General features: G+C 65.2%; 20 protein-coding genes. 11 read left to right on the top strand and 9 right to left on the bottom strand.

What is annotated here, in order from left to right:
* Positions 1-59 precede the first annotated feature (59 nt).
* The 8 genes from kynU to asnS form a co-directional block, all read right to left on the bottom strand.
* A complete protein-coding gene (gene kynU / locus AC1PLU_RS14135) occupies positions 60-1,331 on the bottom strand; it encodes a kynureninase (RefSeq protein WP_481094487.1) in 1,272 nt (423 codons plus the stop codon).
* A 35-nt stretch (positions 1,332-1,366) separates the two neighbouring features.
* Positions 1,367-3,508, bottom strand: a complete 2,142-nt coding sequence (locus tag AC1PLU_RS14130) for an FUSC family protein (protein WP_481094521.1) — start codon at positions 3,506-3,508, stop codon at positions 1,367-1,369.
* Between the two features lie 218 nt (positions 3,509-3,726).
* On the bottom strand, positions 3,727-4,257 hold the full coding sequence (locus tag AC1PLU_RS14125) for a 3-hydroxyanthranilate 3,4-dioxygenase (RefSeq protein WP_176341033.1): 531 nt from the start codon (positions 4,255-4,257) through the stop codon (positions 3,727-3,729).
* Positions 4,258-4,345: 88 nt separating this feature from the next.
* Positions 4,346-5,008 (bottom strand): carbonate dehydratase, encoded by a 663-nt coding sequence (gene can, locus AC1PLU_RS14120; RefSeq protein ID WP_481094488.1) that lies wholly within the window; start codon positions 5,006-5,008, stop codon positions 4,346-4,348.
* A gap of 91 nt (positions 5,009-5,099) precedes the next feature.
* Positions 5,100-5,738, bottom strand: a complete 639-nt coding sequence (locus AC1PLU_RS14115) for an FMN-binding negative transcriptional regulator (protein ID WP_481106569.1) — start codon at positions 5,736-5,738, stop codon at positions 5,100-5,102.
* Between the two features lies 1 nt (position 5,739).
* A complete protein-coding gene (locus tag AC1PLU_RS14110) occupies positions 5,740-6,066 on the bottom strand; it encodes a hypothetical protein (RefSeq protein WP_481094490.1) in 327 nt (108 codons plus the stop codon).
* The gene (locus AC1PLU_RS14105; RefSeq protein ID WP_481094491.1) at positions 6,063-6,368 is read right to left on the bottom strand and encodes a hypothetical protein; all 306 of its coding nucleotides are present in this window, start codon (positions 6,366-6,368) and stop codon (positions 6,063-6,065) included. Before AC1PLU_RS14105 ends, AC1PLU_RS14110 begins: the two co-directional genes overlap by 4 nt.
* Positions 6,369-6,485: 117 nt before the next feature.
* Positions 6,486-7,880 (bottom strand): asparagine--tRNA ligase, encoded by a 1,395-nt coding sequence (gene asnS / locus AC1PLU_RS14100; RefSeq protein WP_481094492.1) that lies wholly within the window; start codon positions 7,878-7,880, stop codon positions 6,486-6,488.
* Between the two features lie 208 nt (positions 7,881-8,088).
* Here asnS and AC1PLU_RS14095 point away from each other — a divergent pair, with 208 nt between their 5' ends.
* The 6 genes from AC1PLU_RS14095 to zipA all read left to right on the top strand — a co-directional run bounded on the left by AC1PLU_RS14095 (position 8,089) and on the right by zipA (position 14,573).
* Positions 8,089-8,427, top strand: a complete 339-nt coding sequence (locus tag AC1PLU_RS14095; RefSeq protein ID WP_006451586.1) for a HesB/IscA family protein — start codon at positions 8,089-8,091, stop codon at positions 8,425-8,427.
* Between the two features lie 330 nt (positions 8,428-8,757).
* The gene (gene rpsF, locus AC1PLU_RS14090; RefSeq protein ID WP_006451585.1) at positions 8,758-9,192 is read left to right on the top strand and encodes a 30S ribosomal protein S6; all 435 of its coding nucleotides are present in this window, start codon (positions 8,758-8,760) and stop codon (positions 9,190-9,192) included.
* 11 nt (positions 9,193-9,203) lie between these two features.
* Positions 9,204-9,434: a 30S ribosomal protein S18 gene (rpsR, locus tag AC1PLU_RS14085; RefSeq protein WP_005991243.1), complete on the top strand. Its 231-nt coding sequence runs from the start codon at positions 9,204-9,206 to the stop codon at positions 9,432-9,434.
* Between the two features lie 188 nt (positions 9,435-9,622).
* Positions 9,623-10,072, top strand: a complete 450-nt coding sequence (rplI, locus tag AC1PLU_RS14080; RefSeq protein WP_006451584.1) for a 50S ribosomal protein L9 — start codon at positions 9,623-9,625, stop codon at positions 10,070-10,072.
* Between the two features lie 209 nt (positions 10,073-10,281).
* Positions 10,282-13,785 carry a chromosome segregation protein SMC gene (gene smc, locus AC1PLU_RS14075; RefSeq protein WP_481106568.1) on the top strand — a complete coding sequence of 1,168 codons (3,504 nt, stop codon included), beginning with the start codon at positions 10,282-10,284 and terminating at the stop codon, positions 13,783-13,785.
* Positions 13,786-13,841: 56 nt separating this feature from the next.
* Complete coding sequence (gene zipA / locus AC1PLU_RS14070; protein WP_006451582.1) at positions 13,842-14,573, top strand: cell division protein ZipA; 732 nt, start codon at positions 13,842-13,844, stop codon at positions 14,571-14,573.
* A 182-nt stretch (positions 14,574-14,755) separates the two neighbouring features.
* Here the strand turns inward: zipA and AC1PLU_RS14065 are convergent, their stop codons facing one another.
* Positions 14,756-15,880 (bottom strand): pyridoxal phosphate-dependent aminotransferase, encoded by a 1,125-nt coding sequence (locus AC1PLU_RS14065; RefSeq protein ID WP_481106567.1) that lies wholly within the window; start codon positions 15,878-15,880, stop codon positions 14,756-14,758.
* 191 nt (positions 15,881-16,071) lie between these two features.
* On the opposite strand from AC1PLU_RS14065, the gene ligA reads away from it, so the two are divergent.
* The 5 genes from ligA to gyrA all read left to right on the top strand — a co-directional run bounded on the left by ligA (position 16,072) and on the right by gyrA (position 24,992).
* A complete protein-coding gene (gene ligA / locus AC1PLU_RS14060; RefSeq protein ID WP_481106566.1) occupies positions 16,072-18,573 on the top strand; it encodes an NAD-dependent DNA ligase LigA in 2,502 nt (833 codons plus the stop codon).
* Positions 18,570-19,532 (top strand): EF-P lysine aminoacylase EpmA, encoded by a 963-nt coding sequence (gene epmA, locus AC1PLU_RS14055; RefSeq protein ID WP_481106565.1) that lies wholly within the window; start codon positions 18,570-18,572, stop codon positions 19,530-19,532. Before ligA ends, epmA begins: the two co-directional genes overlap by 4 nt.
* 169 nt (positions 19,533-19,701) lie before the next feature.
* Positions 19,702-20,388 (top strand): DUF3011 domain-containing protein, encoded by a 687-nt coding sequence (locus AC1PLU_RS14050; protein WP_481106564.1) that lies wholly within the window; start codon positions 19,702-19,704, stop codon positions 20,386-20,388.
* Positions 20,389-21,004: 616 nt separating this feature from the next.
* A complete protein-coding gene (gene mtnA, locus AC1PLU_RS14045; RefSeq protein WP_074057721.1) occupies positions 21,005-22,069 on the top strand; it encodes an S-methyl-5-thioribose-1-phosphate isomerase in 1,065 nt (354 codons plus the stop codon).
* 211 nt (positions 22,070-22,280) lie between these two features.
* Positions 22,281-24,992: a DNA gyrase subunit A gene (gyrA, locus tag AC1PLU_RS14040; RefSeq protein ID WP_481106563.1), complete on the top strand. Its 2,712-nt coding sequence runs from the start codon at positions 22,281-22,283 to the stop codon at positions 24,990-24,992.
* Positions 24,993-25,158: the final 166 nt, after the last annotated feature.

The following is a 25,158-nucleotide window of genomic DNA, read 5'->3' as shown; positions in this document are numbered from 1 at the left end:
TGTGCCGGTTCCGGCTCACGCGCACACCTGTTCGATGGCACAGTCTGTGTCGTACGTGCTCAGGCGGCGGCCCAGGTTTCCACCTGCTCGACCAACCGGTGCAGATCGCAGAAGCGGTTGTACAGCGGCACCGGTGCGATGCGGATGACGTCCGGCTCGCGCCAGTCGCCAAGCACGCCGACCGACTGCAGATACTCGAACAGCGAGCGCCCTTGCGCGCGCCCGCCGGCCACCCGCAGCGACAGCTGGCAGCCGCGCTGCGCAGGGTCGGCCGGGGTGACGATCTGCAGCACCTGCGGCACGCGTGTGTGGATCAACTGTTCCAGATGGCCGGTGAGCTGTTCGGATTTCGCACGCAACGCCGGCATGCCGGCCTGGTCGAACACATCAAGCGACGCACGCAGCGGTGCCAGCGCCAGTACCGGCGGATTGCTCAGCTGCCAGCCTTCGGCACCAGGCGAGGGCACGAACTGCGGGTCCATGCGGAAGCGGGTCTGCTGTTCGTGCCCCCACCAACCGGCCATGCGCGGCAGGTCGCTGTTGGCATGGCGTTCGTGCACGAAACAACCTCCCACCGCACCGGGCCCTGCGTTGAGATATTTGTAGTGGCACCACACCGCGAAATCCACGCCATCGTCGTGCAGCGTCAGCGGGATATTGCCGACCGCATGCGCCAGATCGAAACCCACCGCGGCGCCTTGCGCGCGCGCCAAACGCGCGATCTCGCCCAGCGCGAAGGCCTGGCCGGTGCGGTACTGGATGCCGGGCCACAGCACTAACGCAAGCCGCGGGCCATGCAATGCGATGGCTTCGGCAATTGCCGCCATCGACAAGGTACCGTTGGGCTCATCGGCTTCCACTTCGATCAGGTGTGTGGCCGGATCCAGCCCATGCAGGCGCAGTTGCGATTCCACCGCATGGCGGTCGGACGGAAAAGCACCGGCTTCGATCAGGATCGCGCCGCGCTCGGGCGTGGGACGGTAAAAGCTGGCCATCATCAGATGCAGATTGACGCTCAGCGTGTTCATCGCGACCACTTCGCCGGGCAGCGCGCCGACCACGCGCGCCAGGCCATCGCGCACCAGCTGGTGATAGGTCAGCCATTGGGTGGGCCCGGTGAAGTGGCCTTCCACCGCGAGTGCGCCCCATTGGTCGAGTACCTCGGCCACCATCGCGCGCGCTGCGCGCGGCTGCAGGCCCAGCGAATTGCCGACGAAATAGGTCTGATCCTGGCCGCCATGCTGCGGGAACACGAACGCATCGCGCAGGCTGCGTAGCGGGTCGGCGGTGTCCAGTGCAACGGCATGGGCGCGGGACAGCGGGTCGGTCATCGTCAAGGCTCGCAGCGCGGGTCGGTGAGGTCAGTTTACCCGCCGGCAGTGGGTGCGCCGTCATGCACGGCCGGTGCCTCTGCAGAGGCACCGGCTGACGCTGGTCGGGCTGGGCGCAACAGATGGGTCAACGTGCCGATGCTGTCGGTGATGCGGTCGACTGTGTCGGCCAGTGCAGCGGTGGTCGGCGAGCTGTCGGGCAGTGCGGCCAACGCATCGGACAGGCGGCGCTCGGCGCTGCGCAAGGTGGCCGCTGCGGGGATGCCGCCGTGGATCAGGCAGTCGATCAGGTCCGTCAGCGCCTGATCGGCCTGTTCCGCAAATGCGGGCAATGCCGCCAGCGTGGGTAAGGGGTGGCCATCGCGCAGCACCGCTTCCAGCGACAAGGTGGCGCGGATCAGCCGGTTGCCGTTGGCCAGCAGCGATTCGGCGAGTTTGAGTTCGTGCAGATTGCGCCGGCTGCGTGGCTCGCCGCGCAGCCGTTCGATCGAGGCCTGCGCATTGGTGCGTGCCACACGTGCGGCGGCGCGGGTATCGCTTAAACCCTCCATCTGGCCAAGCAACAGATGGCGCAGATGATCGCGATACGCGCTGAGCAGTTGCGCCAGCGATGCGCGGATATGCCGGCGTTCGCGCGTGGGCCACAACGCGTAGGCGATCAACGCCCATGCGCTTCCGGCTACCGTTGCCTGCAGACGCGCACCGATGGCGTCGCCGGGCGCCACGCCTTCGAACGACAGCAACAGCACCAGCATGCCGGTCAGAAACGCGACGCCGATACCGTAATTCACCTGCGTCAACAAGCGGAAACCCAGGCAAAACAGCGCCAGCAACGCCAGCCGGATGCTGGCGCCATCCATCGCAAAATGTGCGAGTAACGTGGCCACCAACAAGCCGACGAAGGTACCTGCCACGCGCAAGGCGCCGAAGCTGAAAGTGCCGCCGAAATCCGGCTTGAGCACGATGGCGGTGGTCATCGGAATCCAGAAGCCGTGCGGAATCTGCTGCCAACGCTGGAAGGCGATCGCCAGTGCCAGACACACGCCGCAACGCAATGCATGCCGAAACGCCACCGAGGACAGATCCAGATTTGCGCGCAAGGTGGCCAAGGTCGCCGCTGGCCGCAAGGCTGCCGGCAAGCGCGCTTCGGCCAACTGCGCCTGGATCTCGCCACGGCTGCTGGCCCAGTGCGCATTGCGGATCAGGGCACGCAACTGGCCGCCCAGGCCTTGCGCGCGCGCCACCGCCACACGCACCAGCCGGCGTTCGCGGGTATCGGCGTTGTCGTGCTGAAACTGCGCCAGTGCCGCGACCAGATCGTCGAATCCGGTCATCGAGGCATCCGCCGCTAACGGGTCTTCGCCCACCGTCATTGCGTGTGCGAGTTGTTCCAGCACGATGGCACTACGTTCGAGCACGCGTTCGATGGCCGGGCGCGCCTGCGAGTCGGTCAGGCGGGTGTCGGCATCGGCCAGCGACAGCAGCTCCAGCCGTACCCGATCGCAGAGCTCGGCGATGATGCGAAAGCTCTGCACGGCGATCGCGCGCGAGCGATGTTCGCCGTGCAGCATCACCATCGCATCGAGCACTTCCTGCGTTGCCGGCGGCGCGGCGCTGGCTTCCGGGCGCTGGCGTGCGATGCCTGCCAGCTGGCGCATCAGATCGGCCAGTGCGAAGCGTTCCGGGCGATAGCGTTGCAGCGGCCACGCGGCCAATGCCAGCACGACCTGGAGCAGGCCGCCGGCGAAGATCAACGCGGCCACGCCCGGTGCCTGCGCGATCGGCAAGCGCATATCGGCACTGACCACCAGCAGGATCATGCTGGTCAGGCCCACGCGCGCGGCCACCGGGCCGAGCGCCACCAGCAGCCCGCCGCCCAGGCCGAGCAACAAGCCGGCGACCACCAGGGCAGGGGTGTTGTGGCCGACCCAGATGCCCAGCAACGCGGCCGCACCGGCGGCCAGCGCGGCCATCAACATGCGTTGCAAGCGCGCGCGATACGGGCCGGGCTGGTCGGTGAACATGGTGTTGAGCGCGCCGGTGCACACCGCCAGACCCGCAGCGACATGCCCGGTGGCCACGCCCACCGCCAGCGGCAGCACCACTGCGGCGGTATTGCGCAGCGCAACGCGCAGCGGCACGTCGCGCGGTTTGAGGTCGATCAGTGCGCGCAGCATGGCATCGCTGGCAGTGCGTTCGAGCCGCATGCACGTCGCGCGTGTGCGCGGATGACAGTTGCGCGGATGACAGACAGGCGTGTTGTTGGCCGGCGTGCGGTCGCTGCGTCGCCTGCCATTGCAACCTCGCCGCATGGCGCGCGCAACGGCCACTGTCGTTCGAGCGCTGTCGAGCGTCTCCCGCTTCGCGTGTTCTGCATCGTCACCCTCTGCGCCACTTACGCCTCAGTTGCGGCATAACGCTCGGGCGCCGGATGCACGTGCCCGCACTGGGTGCAGGTGCGCAGCGCAAGCGAGCGGTAGAAATGATCGAACACCGGCGGAAAATCGGTTTCGATGTTCTGCAGCGGAAACATCGCCTCGTACAGTTTGTGATTGCACTGCGGGCAATACCATTGCAGGCCGTCCTGCTCGTTGGGCAAGCGCTCGCGCTCGATCACCAGGCCGATCGAGCCGGCCGCGCGCTGCGGCGAGTGCGGCACCTTCGGCGGCAGTAGAAAGATTTCGCCAGCGCGGATCGGGATGTCGCGCGCCACGCCCTCGTCCTGCACCTTCAGCACCATCTCGCCTTCGAGCTGGAAGAACCACTCCGGGCCTTCGTCATAATGATAATCGGTGCGCGCATTCGGCCCGCCGACGATCATGATGATGAAGCCGTCCTGCTGGATGCATTTGTTGCCCACCGGCGGTTTGAGCAGGTGGCGGTGTTGTTCGATCCAGGCATGCAGGTTGATCGGCGGGACCAGCATGGACGTTCCTCGGCAAAGAAGACGTCCAGCATAGCCAACCGACGGCGCCGATGGGCGCCGCCATGGTGGGTGAGGCGCGAGGTGCGACTCAGCGTTCGGTGTGATCGGCCTGAATCTGCGCCAGCGCCGTGTCGTAACGCTCCTGCAGCAGCTCGGAGCGGTCGATCGACATGCCCAGATCGTGCACGCGGCCATCGCGCAGGCTGTAGACCCAGCCATGCACGCACAGCTCCTGGCCGCGCTCCCATGCATCGCGCACGATGGTGGTGCGGCAGACATTGACCACCTGCTCGAGCACATTGAGCTCGCACAGCCGCGCGTGCTGCGCCGGCAATTCACCGGCATCGTGCAGACAGACTTCATGCTTGTCGGCCACATCGGTGACGTGGCGGATCCAGTTGTCGACCAGGCCCATGCGCTTCTGGGTGAGGCTGGCGAAGACGCCGCCGCAGCCGTAATGGCCCACCACCAACACGTGCTTGACCTTGAGCACGTCCACCGCGAACTGGATCACCGACAGGCAATTCAGATCGGTGTGTACCACCACGTTGGCGATATTGCGGTGCACGAACACCTCGCCCGGCGCCATGTCGATGATCTGGTTGGCCGGCACGCGCGAATCCGAGCAGCCGATCCACAGATATTCCGGGGTCTGCTGGGTGGACAGCTTGGAGAAGAATTCCGGGTCTTCGCGACGGATGCGCTCGGACCAGGCCTGGTTGTTTGCGAGTAAATGGTTGAGCTCGTTCATGCGCACAGTATTCCAGAGGAAAGAGGGCAGGGTGTGTTCGAGAGAGGAGCCATAAAGCGGTGGTGCAGAAATCGACTGTGTGCCGTGCCGGTCAGGCGGCGCCATCGCGTGCGCGCAAGGCATCGCGCATCAGCGTGGCCAGCTCGCGTGACTCGCTGGAGGCTTGTTGTTCCAGCGCAGCGCTGACCGCAGCGACATTGCCGGCCGGATGGTTCTGACTGAGCTTGAAGGTGAGCTCGATGCGGCTGGGCACGAAGCGAAAACCGACCAGGCCGCGCAGTTGCCGGCGGTGACTGTCGCGCTCCATCTCGAACAACCAATCGCTGCCCACACGCTGTTCGAAATGCGCGCTCATGCGGCCGATCAGATCGCCGACTTCCCGCTCATTGGTGATCTGGCTGCAACGGCCATGCAGATGCGCCACCGCGTAATTCCAGGTCGGCACGCGTGCGGCCGCTTCCTTGTCCAGATACCAGCTGGGCGACACGTAGGCGTGCGGTCCCTGCACCACCATCACCGCATCGCCGGACTGGCGTGCCTGCGGGTTGGGGCGCGCCCAGTGGCCTTCGATGATCACGGCCTGCGCATCGCGTTGGTACAGCACCGGCAGATGCGTGATTGCCGGCTGGCCGTCCTCGCCCTGGCTGATCAGGGTGACGAACGGGTCGCGCGCGATCAGCCAGTCCAGCAAGGCCAGATCGGTCTGCACAAACGCGCTTGGGGCGTACATGTCAGGCGCGACCACCCAGGGTCACGACCATGCGTTCGCGCAGATCCGCATCGTCTTCGCCGCGCGGCGGCGAGATTTCGTTGAGCGAGAAACCACGCATCAGCGCGTCTTCTTCGTCCAGCCCGTCGAGCGAGACGAATTCGGCATCGAACAAGGCCGCACGGGCGCTGTCTTCGCTGTCGTAGGGCAGCGTCTTGCCGTCGCTGTCCAGCACCTCTGCGGTGCCTGCCTCATTGACGCGCAGGCGTGCCCAGATCAGCGTGCGGCCGATCGTGGCCAGCCACCAGGAAACCTGTTCGCCCTGGGCAGGGTCTTCGTACGTGTTCATTGCATTACCTTGGAAAGCAGGCCGAGCAGGGCCGCCATGCCCAGGCCGAAAAAGATGGTGAGCAGCGACAGCCAGGCGGGAGTGGCCAGACCGGACAGCGCGCTGTCGCGGTGGCTGCGGTAGCGCCGCGTCAGCAACCAGCGCAGCGCCGTGGTACTAATGAAGGCCGGGTCGCCGAAGCTGGCCAATGCCTCCGGATGACGGTCGCGCATGTGCACCAGCGTCAGCGGCCAGAAGATCAGCAAGGCGGTGAGCCCGGCCACTGCGACACCGACAAAACACAGTGCGAAGAACAGCGTCATGCGGAGTGCTCCTGGGGCGGGGCGTCGAAGCGGCTGATGCGTGCAGTGAGGTGGGCCACGAACGTCTGCGTCCCTGGTGGACGGTGCCTAGTCGCCAGGGACGCAGCAGTGGTCACATCAGAACTCGGCGCTGCCCGGTGCGCGCGGATACGGGATAGCGTCGCGGATATTGCTCAGCCCGCACACGTACACCACCAGGCGCTCGAACCCCAAGCCGAAACCGGCATGCGGCACCGAGCCGTAGCGACGGAAATCGCGGTACCAGCTGTAGTGCTCCTTATCCAGGCCGAACTGCGCCATGCGTGCATCCAATACATCCAGACGCTCTTCGCGCTGGCTGCCGCCGATGATTTCGCCGATGCCCGGCGCCAGCACGTCCATCGCCGCGACGGTCTTGCCGTCGTCGTTCAGGCGCATGTAGAACGCCTTGATGTGCTCGGGGTAGTTGGTCACCACCACCGGGCGGCCGATGTGCTCTTCGGTCAGCCAGCGTTCGTGCTCGGTCTGCAGGTCCAGGCCCCATTCGACCGGGAAATCGAACTTCTTGCCCGAGTTCTGCAGTAGCTTCACCGCCTCGGTGTAGTCGATCTGCTCGAACGGGGCATTGATGAAGGCTTCCAGCTTGCTGATCGCGTTCTTGTCCACGCGCTCGGCCAGGAAGGCCAGATCGTCGCCGCGCTCGTCCAGCACCGCGCGGAACAGGTACTTGAGGAATTGCTCGGCCAGGCGCGCGTCTTCGGCCAGATCGGCGAAGGCGATTTCCGGCTCGATCATCCAGAACTCGGCCAGATGGCGCGTGGTGTGACTGTTCTCGGCGCGGAAGGTCGGGCCGAAGGTGTAGACCTTGCTCAGCGCCAGGCAATACGCCTCCACGTTGAGCTGGCCGGACACGGTTAGGAAGGTCTCCTTGCCGAAGAAATCGCGGCTGAAATCGACCTCGCCTTTGTCGTTGCGCGGCAGGTTGGCCATGTCCAGAGTCGAGACGCGGAACATCTGCCCGGCACCTTCGGCGTCGGACGTGGTCACGATCGGGGTGCTGATCCAGTTAAAGCCGTTCTGATGGAAGAAGCGGTGCACCGCCTGCGCCAGACAGTTGCGGATACGCGTGACCGCACCGAACAGATTGGTGCGCGGGCGCAGATGCGCTACCTCGCGCAGGAATTCCGGCGACATTGGCTTGGGCTGGATAGGGTAGGTCAGCGGGTCCTCGACCCAGCCGACGATCTCGACACCGCTGGCCTGGATCTCGAACGACTGGCCCTTGCCCTGCGACTTGACCAGCACGCCCTTGGCGATCAGCGAGCAGCCGCTGGTCAGGCGCTTGACCTCGTCGAAATTGGGCAGGGTGTCATTCGCCACCACCTGGATCGGAGCGAAGCACGAGCCATCGGTCACGTTGATGAAGGCCAGTCCGGCAGATCCGCGCAGCGTGCGCACCCACCCCCGTACCGTGACTTCGCCGCCTTCGGGGAGTTTCCCCGCAAGCGCATGTTCAACGCTGACCACCGTCATGACTTGTCCTCGCCGTAGCGACTTTGAATGGTCTGCGAGTTTACTGGCTGCGGGCGCGCTGGCGCGAGCATCTGAACCGCTTGCGGGTCGAGGTGCTTGTCGCAGGCCTGCTGTGCCCCCATTTGAGGGAGGTGCCGCAGCTGAGGGCGCCGCCGAAGGTGTTGCGGCCTCGCTATACTTGCCACCATTGTTTTTCGGAGCACCTCCCATGGCCATCAGCCTCACCCCCGCCGCGCTGGAGCGCGTGCAGCGTTTCGTGCAGCAGACCCCGGGGACGCTGGGCCTGCGCTTCGGTGTGACCAAGACCGGTTGCTCCGGCTGGGGCCACATCACCGACCTGGCGCGCGATCAGCGCGATGACGACGCGGTATTCGAGCAGGACGGCGTGCGCATCTTCGTCGACCCCACCAGCCTGCCGCTGGTCGATGGCACCTGCATCGACTTCGGCAAGCACGGGCTGAGCGAGACGTTTACCTTCAGCAATCCCAATGCCACTGCCGAGTGCGGGTGTGGGGAGAGCTTCACGACGGCAGCCGAGCACCGTTGATCCCTTCTCCCCTCGGGAGAAGGTGCCCGAAGGGCGGATGAGGGTACGGAGCGAAGCCAAGCGCGGTCGGACGTTGCCAGCGGCTTTGCCCCGTACCCTCACCCCAACCCCTCTCCCGGTGGGAGAGGGGCTTAAGCAGTCGCCGCGCAGATATCACGCTCGTAAGCTTGGCTGCTGGTATGGCCCAGTTGCGGCTAAGCACCTGAACTGCCATACTTTCCTGCTTCCTGTCCGGTTCCGGCCGGGAACCCTTGCTCCACCGGCCGCCTTGCGCGGTTTACCGGGGAGCTGTCCGGCCCACGTGGCCACATCCGAAAGGTAATAACAAACATGAGTCGTCATTACGAAGTCGTGTTCCTGGTCCACCCGGATCAGAGCGAGCAGGTCCCGGCCATGATCGAGCGCTACAAGTCGCTGATCGAGGGCGGTAACGGCACCATCCACCGTCTGGAAGACTGGGGCCGTCGTCAGCTGGCTTACCCGATCCAGAACCTGGTGAAGGCGCATTACGTGCTGCTCAACATCGAAGTCGACCAGGCCGTGCTGAGCGAACTGGTGGAAAGCTTCCGCTTCAACGATGCGGTGTTGCGTCACCTGGTCGTCAAGCGCGATGGCCCGGACACCGAGCAGTCGTTGATCATGAAGAGCAAGGACGAGAAGGGCGACAAGCCCGAGCGTAGCGAGCGTCGTCGTCGTGATGACGATGAGGGCGATGCTGCACCTGCCGCCACCGATACCGACGGCGACAACGCCGAAGCCGCTTAAGGAGCGCTGTCATGTCCAAGTTCTTCCGTCGTCGCAAGTTCTGCAAGTTCACCGCCGAAGGCGTGAAAGAGATCGATTACAAGGATCTCAACACCCTGCGTCAGTACCTCACCGAGAACGGCAAGATCGTGCCGAGCCGCGTGACCGGTACCAAGTCCAAGTACCAGCGTCAGCTGGCGACGGCCGTCAAGCGCTCGCGTTTCCTGGCGTTGATTCCGTACACGGACAATCACGACGTCTAATCCGAGTCCCTCGGAAGAGCCCGCACATCCATGTGCGGGTTATTAAAATATAGAGGCCGGTCATTCGAGATGCGGTGTTGATCGTGCTCTTGCGATTCCCAAATCCCGATTCCCGAATCCCCGTCTTTTCGGACAGCAAACGTTGCGTCGGCCAAAGCGCCGGCGCTAACGAATAACGGAGCACCACCATGGATCTGATTCTTCTGCAGAAAGTGACCAACCTGGGCAACCTGGGCGACAAGGTCAGCGTCAAGCCGGGTTACGGCCGCAATTTCCTCGTGCCGCAGGGTAAGGCCGTGCCGGCCACCGCTGCCAACGTGGAAGCGTTCGAAACCAAGCGTGCCGATTACGAAGCCAAGGCCAACAGCATCCTGGCCGATGCACAGAGCCGCGCCACCAAGTTCGAAGGCGCCAGCGTCACCATCGGTGCGCATGCGTCCACCGAAGGCAAGCTGTACGGTTCGGTCGGCCCGCGCGACATCGCCGAGGCGTTCACCGCCGCCGGCCTGCCGCTGGAAAAGAGCGAAGTGATCCTGGGCGAAGGCGCATTCCGCAATGTCGGCGAATACGACGTTGTGCTGCACCTGCACGCCGATGTGGAAACCTCGGTCAAGGTCATCGTCGAATCCGACGCCTGATCCACGCGTCATGCTGTACCCGAAGGGCGCCTTGTTAGGCGCCCTTCGTCTTTATGGCGCCGCCGCCAGCGATGGCCGGCCCGTTATACTCATGCTCCATTGCCGGTTCCACGGCCTGCTGATCTTATGGATCAAGGGTTTAGGGACTGGCTTCACAGGAAAAAGCGCCTGCCGGCTTCGTCCGTGCGGTGCCCGGAACCTCCAGTCCCATGCGCCTGTCCACGATCAAACTGTCCGGTTTCAAGTCGTTCGTCGACCCGACCACGTTGCACCTGCCCACCAACATGACCGGCATCGTCGGCCCCAATGGTTGCGGCAAGTCCAACATCATCGATGCGGTGCGCTGGGTGATGGGCGAAAGCTCGGCCAGCCGCCTGCGCGGCGACTCGCTGACCGACGTGATCTTCGCCGGCTCCTCGGCGCGCAAGCCGGTGTCGCAGGCGACGGTGGAGCTGATCTTCGACAACTCCGATCACACCATCACCGGTGAGTTCGCCTCGTTCAACGAGATCTCGGTCAAGCGCCTGGTCAGCCGCGACGGCAGCAGCGCCTACTATCTCAACGGCACCAAATGCCGCCGCCGCGACATCACCGATCTGTTCCTGGGCACCGGTCTGGGGCCGCGCAGCTACTCGATCATCGAGCAGGGCATGATCAGCCAGATCATCGAGGCGCGCCCGGAAGATCTGCGTGTGTATCTGGAAGAGGCCGCCGGCATTTCCAAGTACAAGGAACGCCGCAAGGAAACCGAAACGCGCATTCGCCACACCCGCGAGAATCTCGATCGCCTGGGCGATCTGCGCGAAGAAATCACCAAGCAGCTGGCGCATCTGCAGCGCCAGGCGCGCCAAGCCGAGCAGTACCAGGCCTTGCAGGAAGAGCGTCGGATCAAGGACGCCGAATGGAAGGCGCTGGAATACCGCGGCCTGGATGGCCGGTTGCAAGGCCTGCGCGAAAAATTGAATCAGGAAGAGACCCGCCTGCAGCAGCTGATCGCCGAACAGCGCGATGCCGAAGCGCGGATCGAAACCGGCCGCGTGCGTCGCGAGGAAGCCGCCGAAGCGGTGGCCAAGGCACAGGCCGATGTCTATCAGGTCGGTGGTGCGTTGGCGCGCATCGAGCAGCAGATCCAGCATCAGCGCGAACTCTCGCACCGCCTGCACAAGGCGCGCGATGAGGCGCAGAGCCAGCTGCAGGAACTGACCCAGCATATCAGCGGCGACTCGGCCAGATTGGCGGTGCTGCGCGAGGCGGTGGACGCGGCCGAACCGCAGCTGGAACAGCTGCGCGAAGACCACGAATTCCGCCAGGAATCGCTACGCGAAGCCGAAGCGCGCCTGGCCGACTGGCAGCAGCGCTGGGAAACCCACAACCGCGACACCGGCGAAGCCTCGCGTGCCGGCGAAGTGGAGCGCACGCGTGTCGATTATCTCGATCGCCAGTCGCTGGAAGCCGACCGCCGCCGCGAAGCACTGGTCAACGAGCGCGCCGGGCTGGATCTGGATGCGCTGGCAGAAGCGTTCGAGCAGATCGAGCTGCGGCATGAAACGCAGAAGACCTCGCTGGACGGGCTGACCGAGCAGGTCGAAGCGCGCAAGCACGCGCTCGGCGGGCTGCAGGAACAACAGCGGGCCAGCCAGGGCGAGCTGGCCGAGGTGCGCAAGCAGGCGCAGGCCGCGCGTGGTCGGCTGTCGTCGCTGGAAACCTTGCAGCAGGCCGCGCTCGGTCAGGAGCAGGGCGCGGCGGTGGCGTGGCTGAAATCGCGCGGGCTGGATTCGGCCGCGCGTGTCGGCGAACGCATCACGGTCGAAAGCGGCTGGGAAAATGCGGTCGAAGGTGCGTTGGGGCAATTGATCGAAGGCGTGCTGGTGGATGCGCCGGAGCAACTGGTCGACGCGCTGGGCGAGTTGGGCGACGGCCGCATCGCGCTGGTATCCAGTGCCAGCGACAACGCCACCTTCGCACCGACCTCGCTTGCGGCCAAGGTGCAGGGGCCGATCGCGATCCGTCGCCTGCTCGCGCGCCTGCATGCGGCCGAGGATCTGGATGCCGCACGCACGCTGCAACGCAGCCTGCCCGAGGGCGATTCGGTCATCACCCGCAATGGCGAGCGGCTGGGCGAGGGCTGGGTGCGCGTGTCGCGTTCCGGCGCCGCCAAGCAGGGCGCCTTGTTGCGCGAGCGCGAGATCCAGGAACTGCGCGCGCAGATTGAAACGCTGCAGGAGCGCGAAGCCGATCTTGAGCAGCGCCTGGGCAGCTTCCGCGAACAACTGCTGGCCGCCGAGCAGCAACGCGAAGATGCACAGCGTCAGTTGTACATGGCGCATCGCAGCGTCTCCGAGCTGGCCGGTCAATTGCAGAGCCAGCAAGGCAAGGTCGATGCCGCACGCACGCGCATCGAACGCATCGAAAACGAGTTGTCGCAGCTGCTGGAAACGCTGGACACCAGCCGTGAGCAGGCACGCGAAGCGCGCGCCAAACTCGAAGACGCGGTGACCCTCATGGGCGATCTGCAGGGCACCCGTGCGGCTTTGGAAAACGAACGCCGTCAGCTCACCGATGCACGCGACCAGGCCCGTGACGCCGCACGTGGCGTGCGCGATGCGATGCACGCATTGGCGCTTACGCTTGAATCGCAACGCACGCAAATCACCTCGCTCAGCCAGACGCTGGAGCGCATGGACAGCCAGCGTGGCCAGCTCGATACGCGCCTGGAAGATCTGGTCGCCCAGCTCAGCGAAGGCGATTCGCCGGTGGAAACGCTGGAGCACGAGCATCAGGCCGCCTTGAGCGAGCGTGTGCGCACCGAGCGCGTACTGAGCGAAGCGCGCACCATGCTGGAGAGTGTTGACGGCGAACTGCGCAGCTACGAACAGACCCGTCAGCAGCGCGACGAACAGGCACTGGGCCAGCGCGAGCGCATCTCGCAGCGCAAGCTCGATCAGCAAGCCCTGGTACTCAGCGCCGAACAGTTGGAGGCTGCGGTGGTGAAGGCCGGCTTCGTGCTCGAAGACGTGGTCAACGGCTTGCCCGAATCGGCCAATCTGGCCGAGTGGGAAGCGGCGGTCGGCCAGATCGATGGGCGCATGCGGCGGCTGGAACCGGTCAACCTGGCCGCGATCCAGGAATATGGTGAAGCGGCGCAACGCTCCGAATATCTCGATGCTCAGAACCTGGATCTCAACACCGCGCTGGAAACCCTGGAAGAGGCGATCCGCAAGATCGACCGCGAAACCCGCGGCCGTTTCAAGGACACCTTCGACCGCGTCAATTCCGGCGTGCAGGCGCTGTATCCGCGGCTGTTCGGCGGCGGGCATGCCTATCTGGAACTTACCGGCGAAGATCTGCTCGACACCGGCGTGACCATCATGGCGCGCCCGCCGGGCAAGCGCGTGTCCAGCATCTCGCTGTTGTCCGGTGGCGAAAAGGCGATGACCGCGGTGGCGCTGGTGTTTGCGATCTTCCAGCTCAATCCCGCGCCGTTCTGCCTGCTCGACGAGGTCGACGCGCCGCTGGACGAAGCCAATGTCGGCCGCCTGGCCAACATGGTTCGGGAAATGAGCGAGAAAGTGCAGTTCCTGTTCGTCAGCCACAACAAGGCGACGATGGAGGCCGCGCGTCAGCTCTCCGGCGTGACCATGCGCGAGCCGGGCGTCAGCCGTCTGGTCAGCGTTGACCTGGAAGAAGCCGCACGTTTGGCGGGTGCGGCATGACGTGCCATGCTTGTCGGAATATCGACACCTGTCACTCTTATGCGGAGGCACGCTGAATGTCCGACATGGCCATGATCCGGATCGGGATCCTGATCGCTGGACTGCTGCTGGTCGCGGCCATCTTTCTGTTTGGTCGCCCGAAAAAATCGCCGCAAGGGCGCCGGGTCGACAAGGACGACGGGCAGCCGCGCGAACGCCGCGAGCCGGTGATTTCCGGCGAGCCGGGCGTGGAGGGCGACCCGTTCGAGCGCACTGAAGGTGCCGAGCAGAGCGAACTCAATCTGGACGATGCAGATGCGGCCGGCGGCAACGATGTCGGCAAGCGTCCCAACCAGGACTTCGACAAGATCGTCTCGCTGTTCGTCGCGGCCAAGGCCGGACAGGTGCTGCGTGGCGAAGACGTGGTGGTGGCTGCAGAGAAGACCGGGTTGGTGTTCGGCCACATGAATGTCTTCCACCGGTTGGTGGAAGGGCACCCGGAGCGCGGGCCGATCTTCAGCATGGCCAGCATCCTCAAGCCCGGCAGTTTCGACATGGCCAACATCCGCGAGATGCAGACCCCGGCGATTGCGTTTTTCCTCACATTGCCGGCGCCGATGACTGCGCTGGATGCCTGGGAAAAAATGCTGCCGACCGTGCAGCGCATGGCCGAACTGCTCGATGGCGTGGTGCTGGACGACAGCCGCAATGCGCTGGGCCGTCAACGCGTGGCGCATATCCGCGACGAGCTGCGCGCCTACGACCGCCAGCATCAGGCGCCGCCGCTGACCAAGTCGCCGCGCTGGTGATTCCCCTCTCCCGCAGGAGAGGGAATCAAAGCCCCTCTCCTGCGGGAGAGGGGTTGGGGTGAGGGTACGGAGGCGAAGCCCCCGCGCGGCTGGGCGGCACTAGGCTTCGCTCGCACCCTCATCCGCCCCTTCGGGGCACCTTCTCCCGAGGGGAGAAGGGATTGCCACTCAGTGCTTGGTGCTCAACGCTTCGCCTTGGCAAACGCCTCGCGAAAACGCAGCATCTCTGCCTCGGTGCCGACGCTTACGCGCACGCGCTTGGGCCAGATCGGCCAGCTGCGGCCGACGATGACGCCTTGTTTCTGCATCGAATCGGCGAACACGCTGGCGTCGCGCTTGACGTCGAGCAGGAAGCAATTGGCCTGCGTGGGCAGGCAGGTGTAGCCCTTGGTCTTGAGCCAGGCGATGGTGTCGTCGCGCACGCGCGCATTTTCCGCGCGACGGGTCTGCACCAGTTGCGGGTCGCGCAGGCTGGCGATGCCGGCGGCCATTGCCGGGACCGACAACGGGTTGCTACCCAAGCTGGCGAGCTTGGTCTGCAGCCCCGGCGGCGCCAACGCAGCGCCCAGGCGCAGGCCGGCCATGCCGTAGAGCTTGGAGAAGCTGCGCAACACGATCAGGTCCTGGCGCTGACGCACCAGATCGGCCACCGACGGTTCGTTGCTGTAGTGGATATAGGCCTCGTCGACCACCAATACCGCGCTGGCCGGTTTGTTGGTCAGCAGCCACTCGATCTCGGCACGCGGGGTGATGGCGCCGGTGGCGTTGCCGGGGTTGCATAGATAGATCAGGCCGGCGGTGGGGTCGGCCTTGGCCATCGCCTTGACGTCGTGCGCGCCATCGGCCCGCAGCGGCACCTTGCGCACCGGCACGCCGCGCGCGTTTGCGCTGTCGACGATGGGATCGAAGCTCGGGTCGGCCACCACCAGCCCGGCACGCGCCGAGGTGAACAGGCTGCCGGCACGATTCAATGCGTCCCTGGAACCGGGAAACAACGCCAGATGGTCGCCCGGCAGCTGCAATTCGCCGGTCATCAGATTGCGCAGGTCCTGCTCCATCTCGAACAGGTAGCGGCCAGAACGCGCCAGCGAGCGCGTCGCGGTATCCAGCGCGGCCGGCGCCGGCCCGAGCGGATGCTCGTTGAGGTTGAGATACACCGCACCGGCGGCCGGCGCCACGTTGGGCGTTGCCGCTGCGGCTGCGCGCTTGCGGGCTGCCTCGGCGGCGGGTGCCAGTCCCAATGCGGACACCGCCACGCCAACGCTGGCGAGGCTGAGAAACGAACGGCGCGAGACGGGCAACGACACGGGTGAACTCCAGACGGGTGGGCGGCAGAGGGCGCCACGCTATCGGGTTTGTGCTTGTCTGCCTATCGGGAAATACCCGTAGGGCTTGCTATCGATGGCGCCTGCGTGGTCGCGGCAGTGGCCGGGCCAGCTCTTGCACATCGGCACGGCCCGTTAGAATAGGCGGCCCCTCAAGCCAGCCCAGCGATCGTATGACTGTCAGCCCGGATCCCGCGCAGCGTATCGACGCCCTGCGTCATCGTCTCGAGGACGCCAACTACCGTTATCACGTGCTCGACGAGCCGCAGATGGCCGACGTCGACTACGACCGCCTGATGCGCGAACTGGAGGCGTTGGAGGCCGCGCATCCGGAGCTGGCCAGTGCCGATTCGCCAACCCAGCGTGTCGGCCATCTGGCTGCCTCGCGCTTTGCCGAAGTGCGGCATGCCTTGCCGATGTTGTCGCTGGGCAATGCCTTCAGCGATGAGGAAGTGGCCGAGTTCGTGCGGCGCATCAGCGAGCGGCTCGAGGTCAAGCAGCCGCTGTTTTCTGCCGAGCCCAAGCTAGATGGTCTGGCGATCAGCCTGCGCTACGAAAACGGCGAGTTCGTGCAGGGCGCCACGCGTGGCGACGGCGCCACCGGCGAGGATGTCAGCGCCAACCTGCGCACCGTCAAGGCGATTCCGCTGCGTCTGCGTGGCGAAGGGTGGCCACAAATTCTGGAAGTGCGCGGCGAGGTGTATATGCCGCGCGCCGCATTCGAAAGCTATAACGCGCAGATGCGGCTGCATGGCGGCAAGGTATTGGCCAACCCGCGCAACGGCGCCGCTGGTTCGCTGCGGCAGCTGGATGCGCGTATTACCGCGCAACGCCCATTGAGTTTCTTTGCCTACGGCATTGGCGAAGTGAGCGAGGGCGCATTACCGCAGACGCATTCGGCCATCCTGGCGCAATTGCGCGAATGGGGTTTCCCGGTCAGCGCCCTGGTCGAGGTAGTGCAGGGCAGTGACGGGCTGTTGGCGTATTACCAGCGCATTGGTGCCGCGCGCGACGGGCTGCCATTCGATATCGATGGCGTGGTCTACAAGCTCGACGATCTGGCCGGGCAGCGCGAGATGGGCTTTGTCTCGCGCGCGCCGCGTTGGGCGATTGCGCATAAATTCCCGGCGCAGGAGCAGTCCACCACGGTGGAGGCGATCGAGATCCAGATCGGCCGCACGGGTGCGGCCACGCCGGTGGCGCGGCTGAAGCCGGTGCATGTGGCCGGGGTGATCGTTACCAACGCCACGCTGCACAACGCCGACCAGATCGCGCGGCTGGATGTGCGCGTGGGCGATACGGTGATCGTGCGGCGTGCTGGCGATGTGATTCCGGAAGTGGCTGGTGTTGTCGCCGATCAACGGCCACCCGGCACGCAGCCATGGCAGATGCCCACGCAATGCCCGGTGTGCGGCTCGGAGATCGTGCGCGAGGAGGGCGAGGCGGTATGGCGTTGCTCCGGCGAGCTGACCTGCCCGGCGCAGCGCAAAGAAGCGTTCCGGCATTTCGTCTCGCGCCGCGCGATGGATGTCGATGGCCTGGGCGAAAAATTCATCGAGGTGCTGGTCGACAGCGGCGTGGTGCAGGGCGTGGCCGATCTGTATCTGCTCAACGTGGACCAGCTGCTGCAATTGCGCATGATCAGCACCGCCGAGAGTCCGCACGCGTTCCTGCGCGAGGCGCGCGAGCATCTGGCCAGCGGTGCGTACGGCCAGCTGGAAAACACCGTGGTCGGCATCGGTGTGGACCTGGCCGGCGAGCGCGAGGCGCCGCAAACCTGGCAGGCCGATCTGTTGCGCGCCGGGCTGCCGGCGTTCGACTGGAACCGCAAGAAGATCGCCACCAAGTGGGCGGAAAACCTGATCGAGGCGATCGAGCAATCGCGCGATACCACGCTGGAGCGCTTCCTGTTCGCGCTCGGCATCGAGCATGTCGGCGAGAGCACGGCCAAGGCGTTGTCGGCCTGGTTCGGCGATCTGGAACTGATCCGCCACCTGCCGTGGCCGCTGTTCAAGCGCGTGCCCGATATCGGTGGCGAAGTGGCGCGCTCGCTCGGGCACTTTCTCGATCAGCCCGGCAATCAGCAGGCCATCGACGATCTGCTGCAACGTGGCGTGCGCATCGGCGATGCACATCCGCCTTCACCCAAGCTGCGCGACGCGCTGAGTTTTGCCAGCGTGCTGGAAGACATGGATATCCCCAAGGTGACGCCGGTGCGTGCGCAGCAACTGGCCGCGGCGGTGGACTCGTTCGATGCGTTGCGCGGCGCCGGTGCCGATGCCTTGCTGCAGGCCGGCGTGCCTGCGGCGGTCGTCGCTTCGGTGCAGCAATGGCTGGAGCGGCCAGAAAACGCGGCGTTGGCCAGCGCAGCGCAACAGGCGATGGAAACGGTGCTCTCGCGCCTGCCCGAAGCCGATGCGCTGCAGACCGGCCCGCTCGACGGCCAGACCGTGGTCATCACCGGCACCTTGGCCGCATTGACGCGCGATGCCGCCAAGCAGCGCCTGGAAGCGCTGGACGCGAAAGTCGCCGGCAGCGTCTCCAAGAAAACCGCGTTTCTGGTGGCTGGCGAAGAAGCCGGTTCCAAGCTCGACAAGGCGCAGTCGCTGGGCGTGGAGATCTGGGACGAAGCGCGCTTGCTGGCTTTCCTCGGCGAGCACGGCCAGCAGCCATGAGTGCGGCTCAGATCGATCTGGCCGCGTTGCAGTTGCGCGCGCGGCTCAACGCCGTGATCCGCGCGTTCTTCGCCGAGCGTGGCGTGCTGGAGGTGGAAACGCCGGTGCTCTCGGAGGCCGGCAACACCGAGCCGAATATCGACAGTTTCAGCACGCGCTTCAGCGGGCATGTGGATGCCGGCGCACCGCTACGTTGGTTGCGCACCTCGCCGGAGTATCCGCTCAAGCGCCTGCTCGCGGCCGGCGTGGGCGATTGCTACGAGCTGGGGCGGGTGTTCCGCAATGGCGAAGCCGGCGGCCGCCACAATCCCGAGTTCAGCATGCTCGAGTGGTACCGGGTGGGCTGGGACGATCGCGCCTTGGCGCAGGAGACCACCGCGTTGGTGCAGCAGGCGCTTGCGTTGGTCGAGCGCGAAGCGCGCGTGCAGGTGCTGAGCTATCGCGACCTGTTTCTGCAGCAGTTGGGTATCGACCCGTTGCTCGATCCGATCGAAACGCTACGCGCGCCGTTGCACGACATCGCCATCGATCCACACGGCCTGACCCGCGACGACTGGCTGGACCTGCTGATGACCCATCGCATCCAGCCCAGCTTTGCCGACGACACCTTGACTGTGGTGCACGACTGGCCGGCCAGCCAGTGCGCATTGGCGCGCATCCGCCACGACAGCCCGCCGGTGGCCGAGCGCTTCGAGCTGTATCTGGGTGCTTACGAGGTGGCCAACGGGTATCACGAGCTCAACGATGCGCAGGAGCAACGTGCACGTTTCCTGCGCGACAACGCGGTGCGTGCCGCGCGCGGGGTACAGCAGTTGCCATTGGATGAACGCTTGCTCGCGGTGTTGTCGCAGCTACCCGATTGCGCCGGTGTGGCGGTCGGCGTCGACCGCTTGTTGATGGCCTTGCGTGGCACCGCGCAGATAGCGGATGTGCTCGCGTTCGAGTTCGCCCGCGCCTAGCGCCGGCGCAGCCTGCTCGGGCTGTGCCGCCGACTCCATGGCGGATCGCAGGCACGAAGTGCCATCCAGTTGTCATCGGCACCGTATTGCTTTCTTCACATCGATGATGCTCTCATCCTCACGTCCACGGGGGCGCGGCGCAGAGTGTGTTTGGGTGAGGAGTGTCGGCATGAAGTGGCTGGTCAGCTTATGCGGTTTGTGGTGCTTGCCGCTGCTGATGCTCGCCGATGCGCGCGCCTCGGATCGCGCCTCCGGCGTGCTGCGTTGCGAGTCCAAGGACATGGCGCGCACACACTGTGCGATGGATACCGAACACGGCGTGCAACTGGTGCGCCAGCTGTCCGAAACCAGTTGTATTCGCGGCAGCGAGTGGGATGTGGAACGCGACGGCGTGTGGGTCGAGCAGGGCTGCCGTGCGGAGTTTGCCTCTGCACGCGTGTCAGCCTCCCCGCAGATGCGCCGGGTGGTGCGCTGCGACTCCAACGGCGGCAAAGTGGCCTGCCCGGTGATCCTGCGCGGTGCGCCGGTGCGGTTGTTGCGTCAGCGCTCGATGTGGCCGTGCAAGGAGGGCCGCACGTGGGGCACCCGGCGTAACGAAATCTGGGTCTCGCGCGGTTGCGATGGCGAGTTCGAAGTCGGTGCCGAAGATGGTTCCGGCTTTGTGGCCGTGCCGCGCATGATCACCTGCGAATCGAAGAAGAGCTCGCGCCGCACCTGTGGGGTGTCGGTGGAGCGCCAGGTGCGTGTGGGCCGGCAGATCTCCAAAAAAGAATGCGTGGAAGGCCAGACCTGGGGCTGGAGCCGCGATGGGGTGTGGGTGAACGATGGCTGCCGTGCCGAGTTCATCGTCGACTGAGCGGCTGACGAACCTGCTGCGTATTGGTCTATTGCAGAGCGGTGGATCTTGGCTTTCGCTGCACAGGGCGGCTGATCTGCGGTTTGGCTGCAGGGCCCTTGCCCGCCCACCATCGCGGGACACGCCGCAAGTACGTCCGTGTAGGCTCTTACGCGGCATCCATGCCGCGTAAGGTCCCGCGACGGTGGGCGGGCAAGGACCAGTGGAAATGGTCGGTGTGCATGGTGCAAGCAATGCTTTAGCTGCTTCTATTGGCTTGCTCTCATGAAGTTGTATGCCCCGCACCAGAACGCTAAAGCACCCGCTAGACGGCCGCTTTTCACCCAATAGCCGACCTAACTCTCTGGTGCGGTGCCCTCGCCGATTGCGGGACCGTGTGGCGGCATGGATGCCGCTACCGAGCCTACATGGACGTACTTGCGGCGTGTCCCGCGAGCGGCGAGGGCACCGCGCGCTCGACCAACCAGGCTTTTGACTGCATCCAAACTACTCGCTACGTTTTTTAGCCGCTCTAAATACCTTCGCCTAGCACGCGCTTGAGGCATTGTTGCGCTGACCCCAGGCTGAGCACGGCAGGTCCACTGACTGGGCTGCCCGCGCGCCTTACAATAGCGCCATGAACGACAGCGCCCACATCGATTACGCCCGCTACGACCACATCCGCCCACTGCTGTGGACCGGCGATGCCCTGGAATTGCTCGACCAACGCAAGCTGCCCTTCGTGGTGGAGCATGTGCGTTGCGAGAGCAGCGATGCGGTGGCCGAGGCGATCCATTCGCTGGCGGTGCGCGGCGCCCCGGCGATCGGGATTGCGGCCGGGTGGGGCGTGGTGTTGGCCGCGCGCGACATCGATGCCGATGACGGCAGCGCGGCATTGCAGAAGCTCGAACCGGCGCTGTTGCGGCTCAATGCCGCGCGTCCGACCGCGGTCAATCTGGCCTGGGCGCTGATGCGCATGCGTCGCGTGCTGGGCGCTGCCGGCGCCGACTGGCGCGCGGTGATCGCGCGCGAGGCGCAGGCCATCGCCGATGAAGATCTGGCAGCCAATCGGCACATGGGCGCACTCGGCGCTGCGCTGATCGCGCCGGGTAGTGGCGTGCTGACCCACTGCAATACCGGCTCGCTGGCCACCGCCGGTTTCGGCACCGCGCTTGGCGTGATCCGTGCCGGCATGGCGCAGCAGCGCATCGGCAAGGTGTTTGCCGGCGAGACCCGGCCGTGGTTGCAGGGCGCGCGGCTGACCGTGTGGGAGCTGCAGCAGGATGGCATCGACGCGACCTTGATCGCCGATTCGGCCGCCTCGCACCTGATGAAATCCGGCCTGGTGCAATGGGTGATCGTCGGCGCCGACCGCATCTGCGCCAATGGCGATACCGCCAACAAGATCGGCACCTATCAGCTGGCCATCGCCGCGCGCCACCACGGCGTCAAGTTCATGGTGGTGGCGCCGTCGTCCACGGTGGACATGGCGACCGCCAGCGGCGAGCAGATCGAGATCGAGCAGCGCGACCCGGGCGAATTGTTCGGGGTGGGCGGGGTCAGAACGGTGGCCGATGGCATCCATGCCTGGAACCCGGTGTTCGACGTCACCCCCGGCAGCTTGATCGATGCGATCGTCACTGAGCGTGGGGTGATTGCGCAGCCCGACCTGGCGCAGATGCAGGCCGCATTCGGCGCCTGAGCCCGGCGCGGTGCGATAACGTCGCCAACACCGCGCAAACGCCCTGCAAGTGCTTGTTTCTGGCTGGTAAACCGGCGGCATCGGGCTGCCCCTTCGTGGTACAATCCGGCGCTTGAATCGATCGGCGGGAGCGTGGGGCCGGCAGCCTGTTACAGGGTGCTCCCGACGCGGCTTTCCGGCTCGCCCGCCACCTCAAAATTACGGAACCCGAATGGCAGAAACCGCCAAGGAAATCATCCAGGTCAATCTGGAAGACGAGATGCGCAAGAGCTATCTCGATTACGCGATGAGCGTGATCGTGGGCCGCGCACTCCCCGATGCCCGTGATGGCCTCAAACCTGTGCATCGCCGCGTGCTGTTTGCCATGCACGTGCTGGGCGCGCACAGCAACAAGGCGTACTTCAAGTCGGCGCGTATCGTCGGCGACGTCATCGGTAAATACCACCCGCACGGCGACCAGTCGGTGTACGACACGTTGGTGCGCATGGCGCAGCCATTCTCGCTGCGCTACATGATGGTCGACGGCCAGGGTAACTTCGGTTCGGTCGATGGCGACTCCGCCGCGGCGATGCGTTACACCGAGTCGCGCATGTCGCGTCTGGCGCATGAGCTGATGGCCGACATCGACAAGGAAACCGTCGATTTCCAGCCCAATTACGACGAAAAGGAACTGGAACCGACGGTCATGCCGACCCGGTTCCCGAGCCTGCTGGTCAACGGCTCGGCCGGTATCGCGGTGGGTATGGCCACCAACATCCCGCCACACAATCTGACCGAGGCGATCAACGCCTGCATCGCCTTGATCGACACGCCGGAGCTGGATGTCGAAGGCCTGATGGAGTACATCCCGGGCCCGGATTTCCCCACTGCCGGCATCATCAACGGCACCGCCGGCATTGCCGCCGGCTACCGTACCGGACGTGGCCGGGTGCGCATGCGCGCCAAGGCCGACGTGGAAGTGGCCGATAACGGCCGTGAAGCGATCATCGTCACCGAGATCCCGTATCAGGTGAACAAGGCGCGGTTGATCGAAAAGATCGCCGAGCTGGTGAAGGAAAAGAAGCTCGAAGGCATCAGCGAGCTGCGCGACGAGTCCGACAAGGACGGCATGCGCATCTACATCGAGGTCAAGCGCGGCGAGTCGGCCGAGGTTGTGCTCAACAACCTGTATCAGCAGACCCAGATGGAGTCGGTGTTCGGCATCAACATGGTGGCGCTGATCGACGGCCGCCCGCAGTTGATGAACCTCAAGCAGATGCTGCAGGCGTTCATCCGCCACCGCCGCGAAGTGGTCACCCGCCGCACCATCTTTGAACTGCGCAAGGCGCGTGCGCGTGCGCACGTGCTGGAAGGTTTGACCGTCGCGTTGGCCAACATCGACGAGATGATCGAGCTGATCAAGACCTCGGCCAATCCGCAGGAAGCGCGCGAGCGCATGCTGGCCAAGACCTGGGAACCGGGTCTGGTCGGCGCCTTGCTGGGCGCAGCCGGTGCCGAAGCCTCCAAGCCGGAAGATCTGCCGCCGGGCGTGGGCCTGATCAAGGGCTTTTACCAGCTCACCGAAGTGCAGGCCTCGCAGATCCTGGAAATGCGTCTGCATCGCCTGACCGGGTTGGAGCAGGAAAAGCTGACCGACGAGTACAAGCAGTTGCTCGAGGTCATCCAGGGCCTGATCCGCATCCTGGAAAATCCCGACGTTCTGCTGCAGGTGATCCGCGACGAGCTGATCAATATCCGCGAAGAGTACGGCGACGAACGCCGCACCGAAATCCGTCACAGCGAAGAAGATCTGGATATTCTCGATCTGATTTCGCCGGAAGACGTGGTGGTGACGCTTTCGCACGCGGGCTATGCCAAGCGCCAGCCGGTGAGTGCGTACCGCGCGCAGCGCCGTGGCGGCCGTGGTCGTTCTGCTGCGGCGACCAAGGAAGAGGACTTCATCGATCAGCTGTGGCTGGTCAACACGCACGACACGCTGCTGACCTTCACCAGCAGCGGCAAGGTGTTCTGGCTGCCGGTGTATCAGTTGCCGGAGGCCGGCTCCAATGCGCGCGGCCGTCCGATCATTAACTGGATTCCGCTGGAACCCGGCGAGCGGGTGCAGGCGGTGCTGCCGGTGCGCGAATACGCCGATAACCGCTATGTGTTCTTCGCCACGCGCAACGGTACCGTCAAGAAGACTCCGTTGAGCGAATTCGCGTTCCGCCTGGCGCGCGGCAAGATCGCCATCAACCTCGATGAGGGCGATGCGCTGGTCGGTGTGGCGTTGACCGATGGCGATCGCGACGTGCTGTTGTTCGCTTCCAACGGCAAGACCGTGCGCTTTGGCGAATCTACCGTGCGTTCGATGGGCCGTACTGCCACCGGCGTGCGCGGCATCCGTCTGACCAAGGGTGAAGAGGTGGTCAGCCTGATCGTGGCCGAGCGTGCCGGCGGTGTCGAAGGCGATATCGAGGAAGAGGGCGTTGAGGACGTTGTGGAGACCACGGACGTGGCCGATGCGGCAGTGATCGAGGTCGCCGAAAACGACGACACGGCCTACATCCTCACCGCCACCGAGAACGGCTACGGCAAGCGCACCCCGCTGGCCGAGTATCCGCGCAAGGGACGTGGCACGCAGGGCGTGATCGGCATCCAGACCACCGAACGCAACGGCAAGTTGGTGCGTGCGGTGTTGCTGGGCGGCACCGACGAAGTGCTGCTGATTTCCGACGGCGGTACGCTGGTGCGCACCCGCGGTTCGGAGATCTCGCGCGTGGGTCGCAACACGCAGGGCGTTACGCTGATCCGTCTGTCCAAGGGCGAAAAGCTGCAGGCGGTGGAACGTCTGGATGCCTCGCTGGATGAAGTGGAAGACGTGGCGGACGACGCAGCCGTCGCACCGGCGCCAAGCACCAGCGAGTTGCCGCCGACCGAAGCGTGATCGCGCTTAGCGAGTAACGCAGTTAAAGAAAAACGCCGGCGCACAGCCGGCGTTTTTTATTGCACGCGGTGACATCTGCAACGCAGTGTTTTTCGACGGATGCCGCAAAGAACGCGGCTCTTTCACCGTTGCGGGTCGAAGGTGGTTGGCGGTGCGGCGGCGTTGC

The sequence above is a fragment of the Xanthomonas sp. NCPPB 2933 genome (assembly GCF_056725225.1).
The sequence above is the reverse complement of the archived record's forward strand: the minus strand, read 5'-3'. Positions and strand labels throughout refer to the sequence as shown.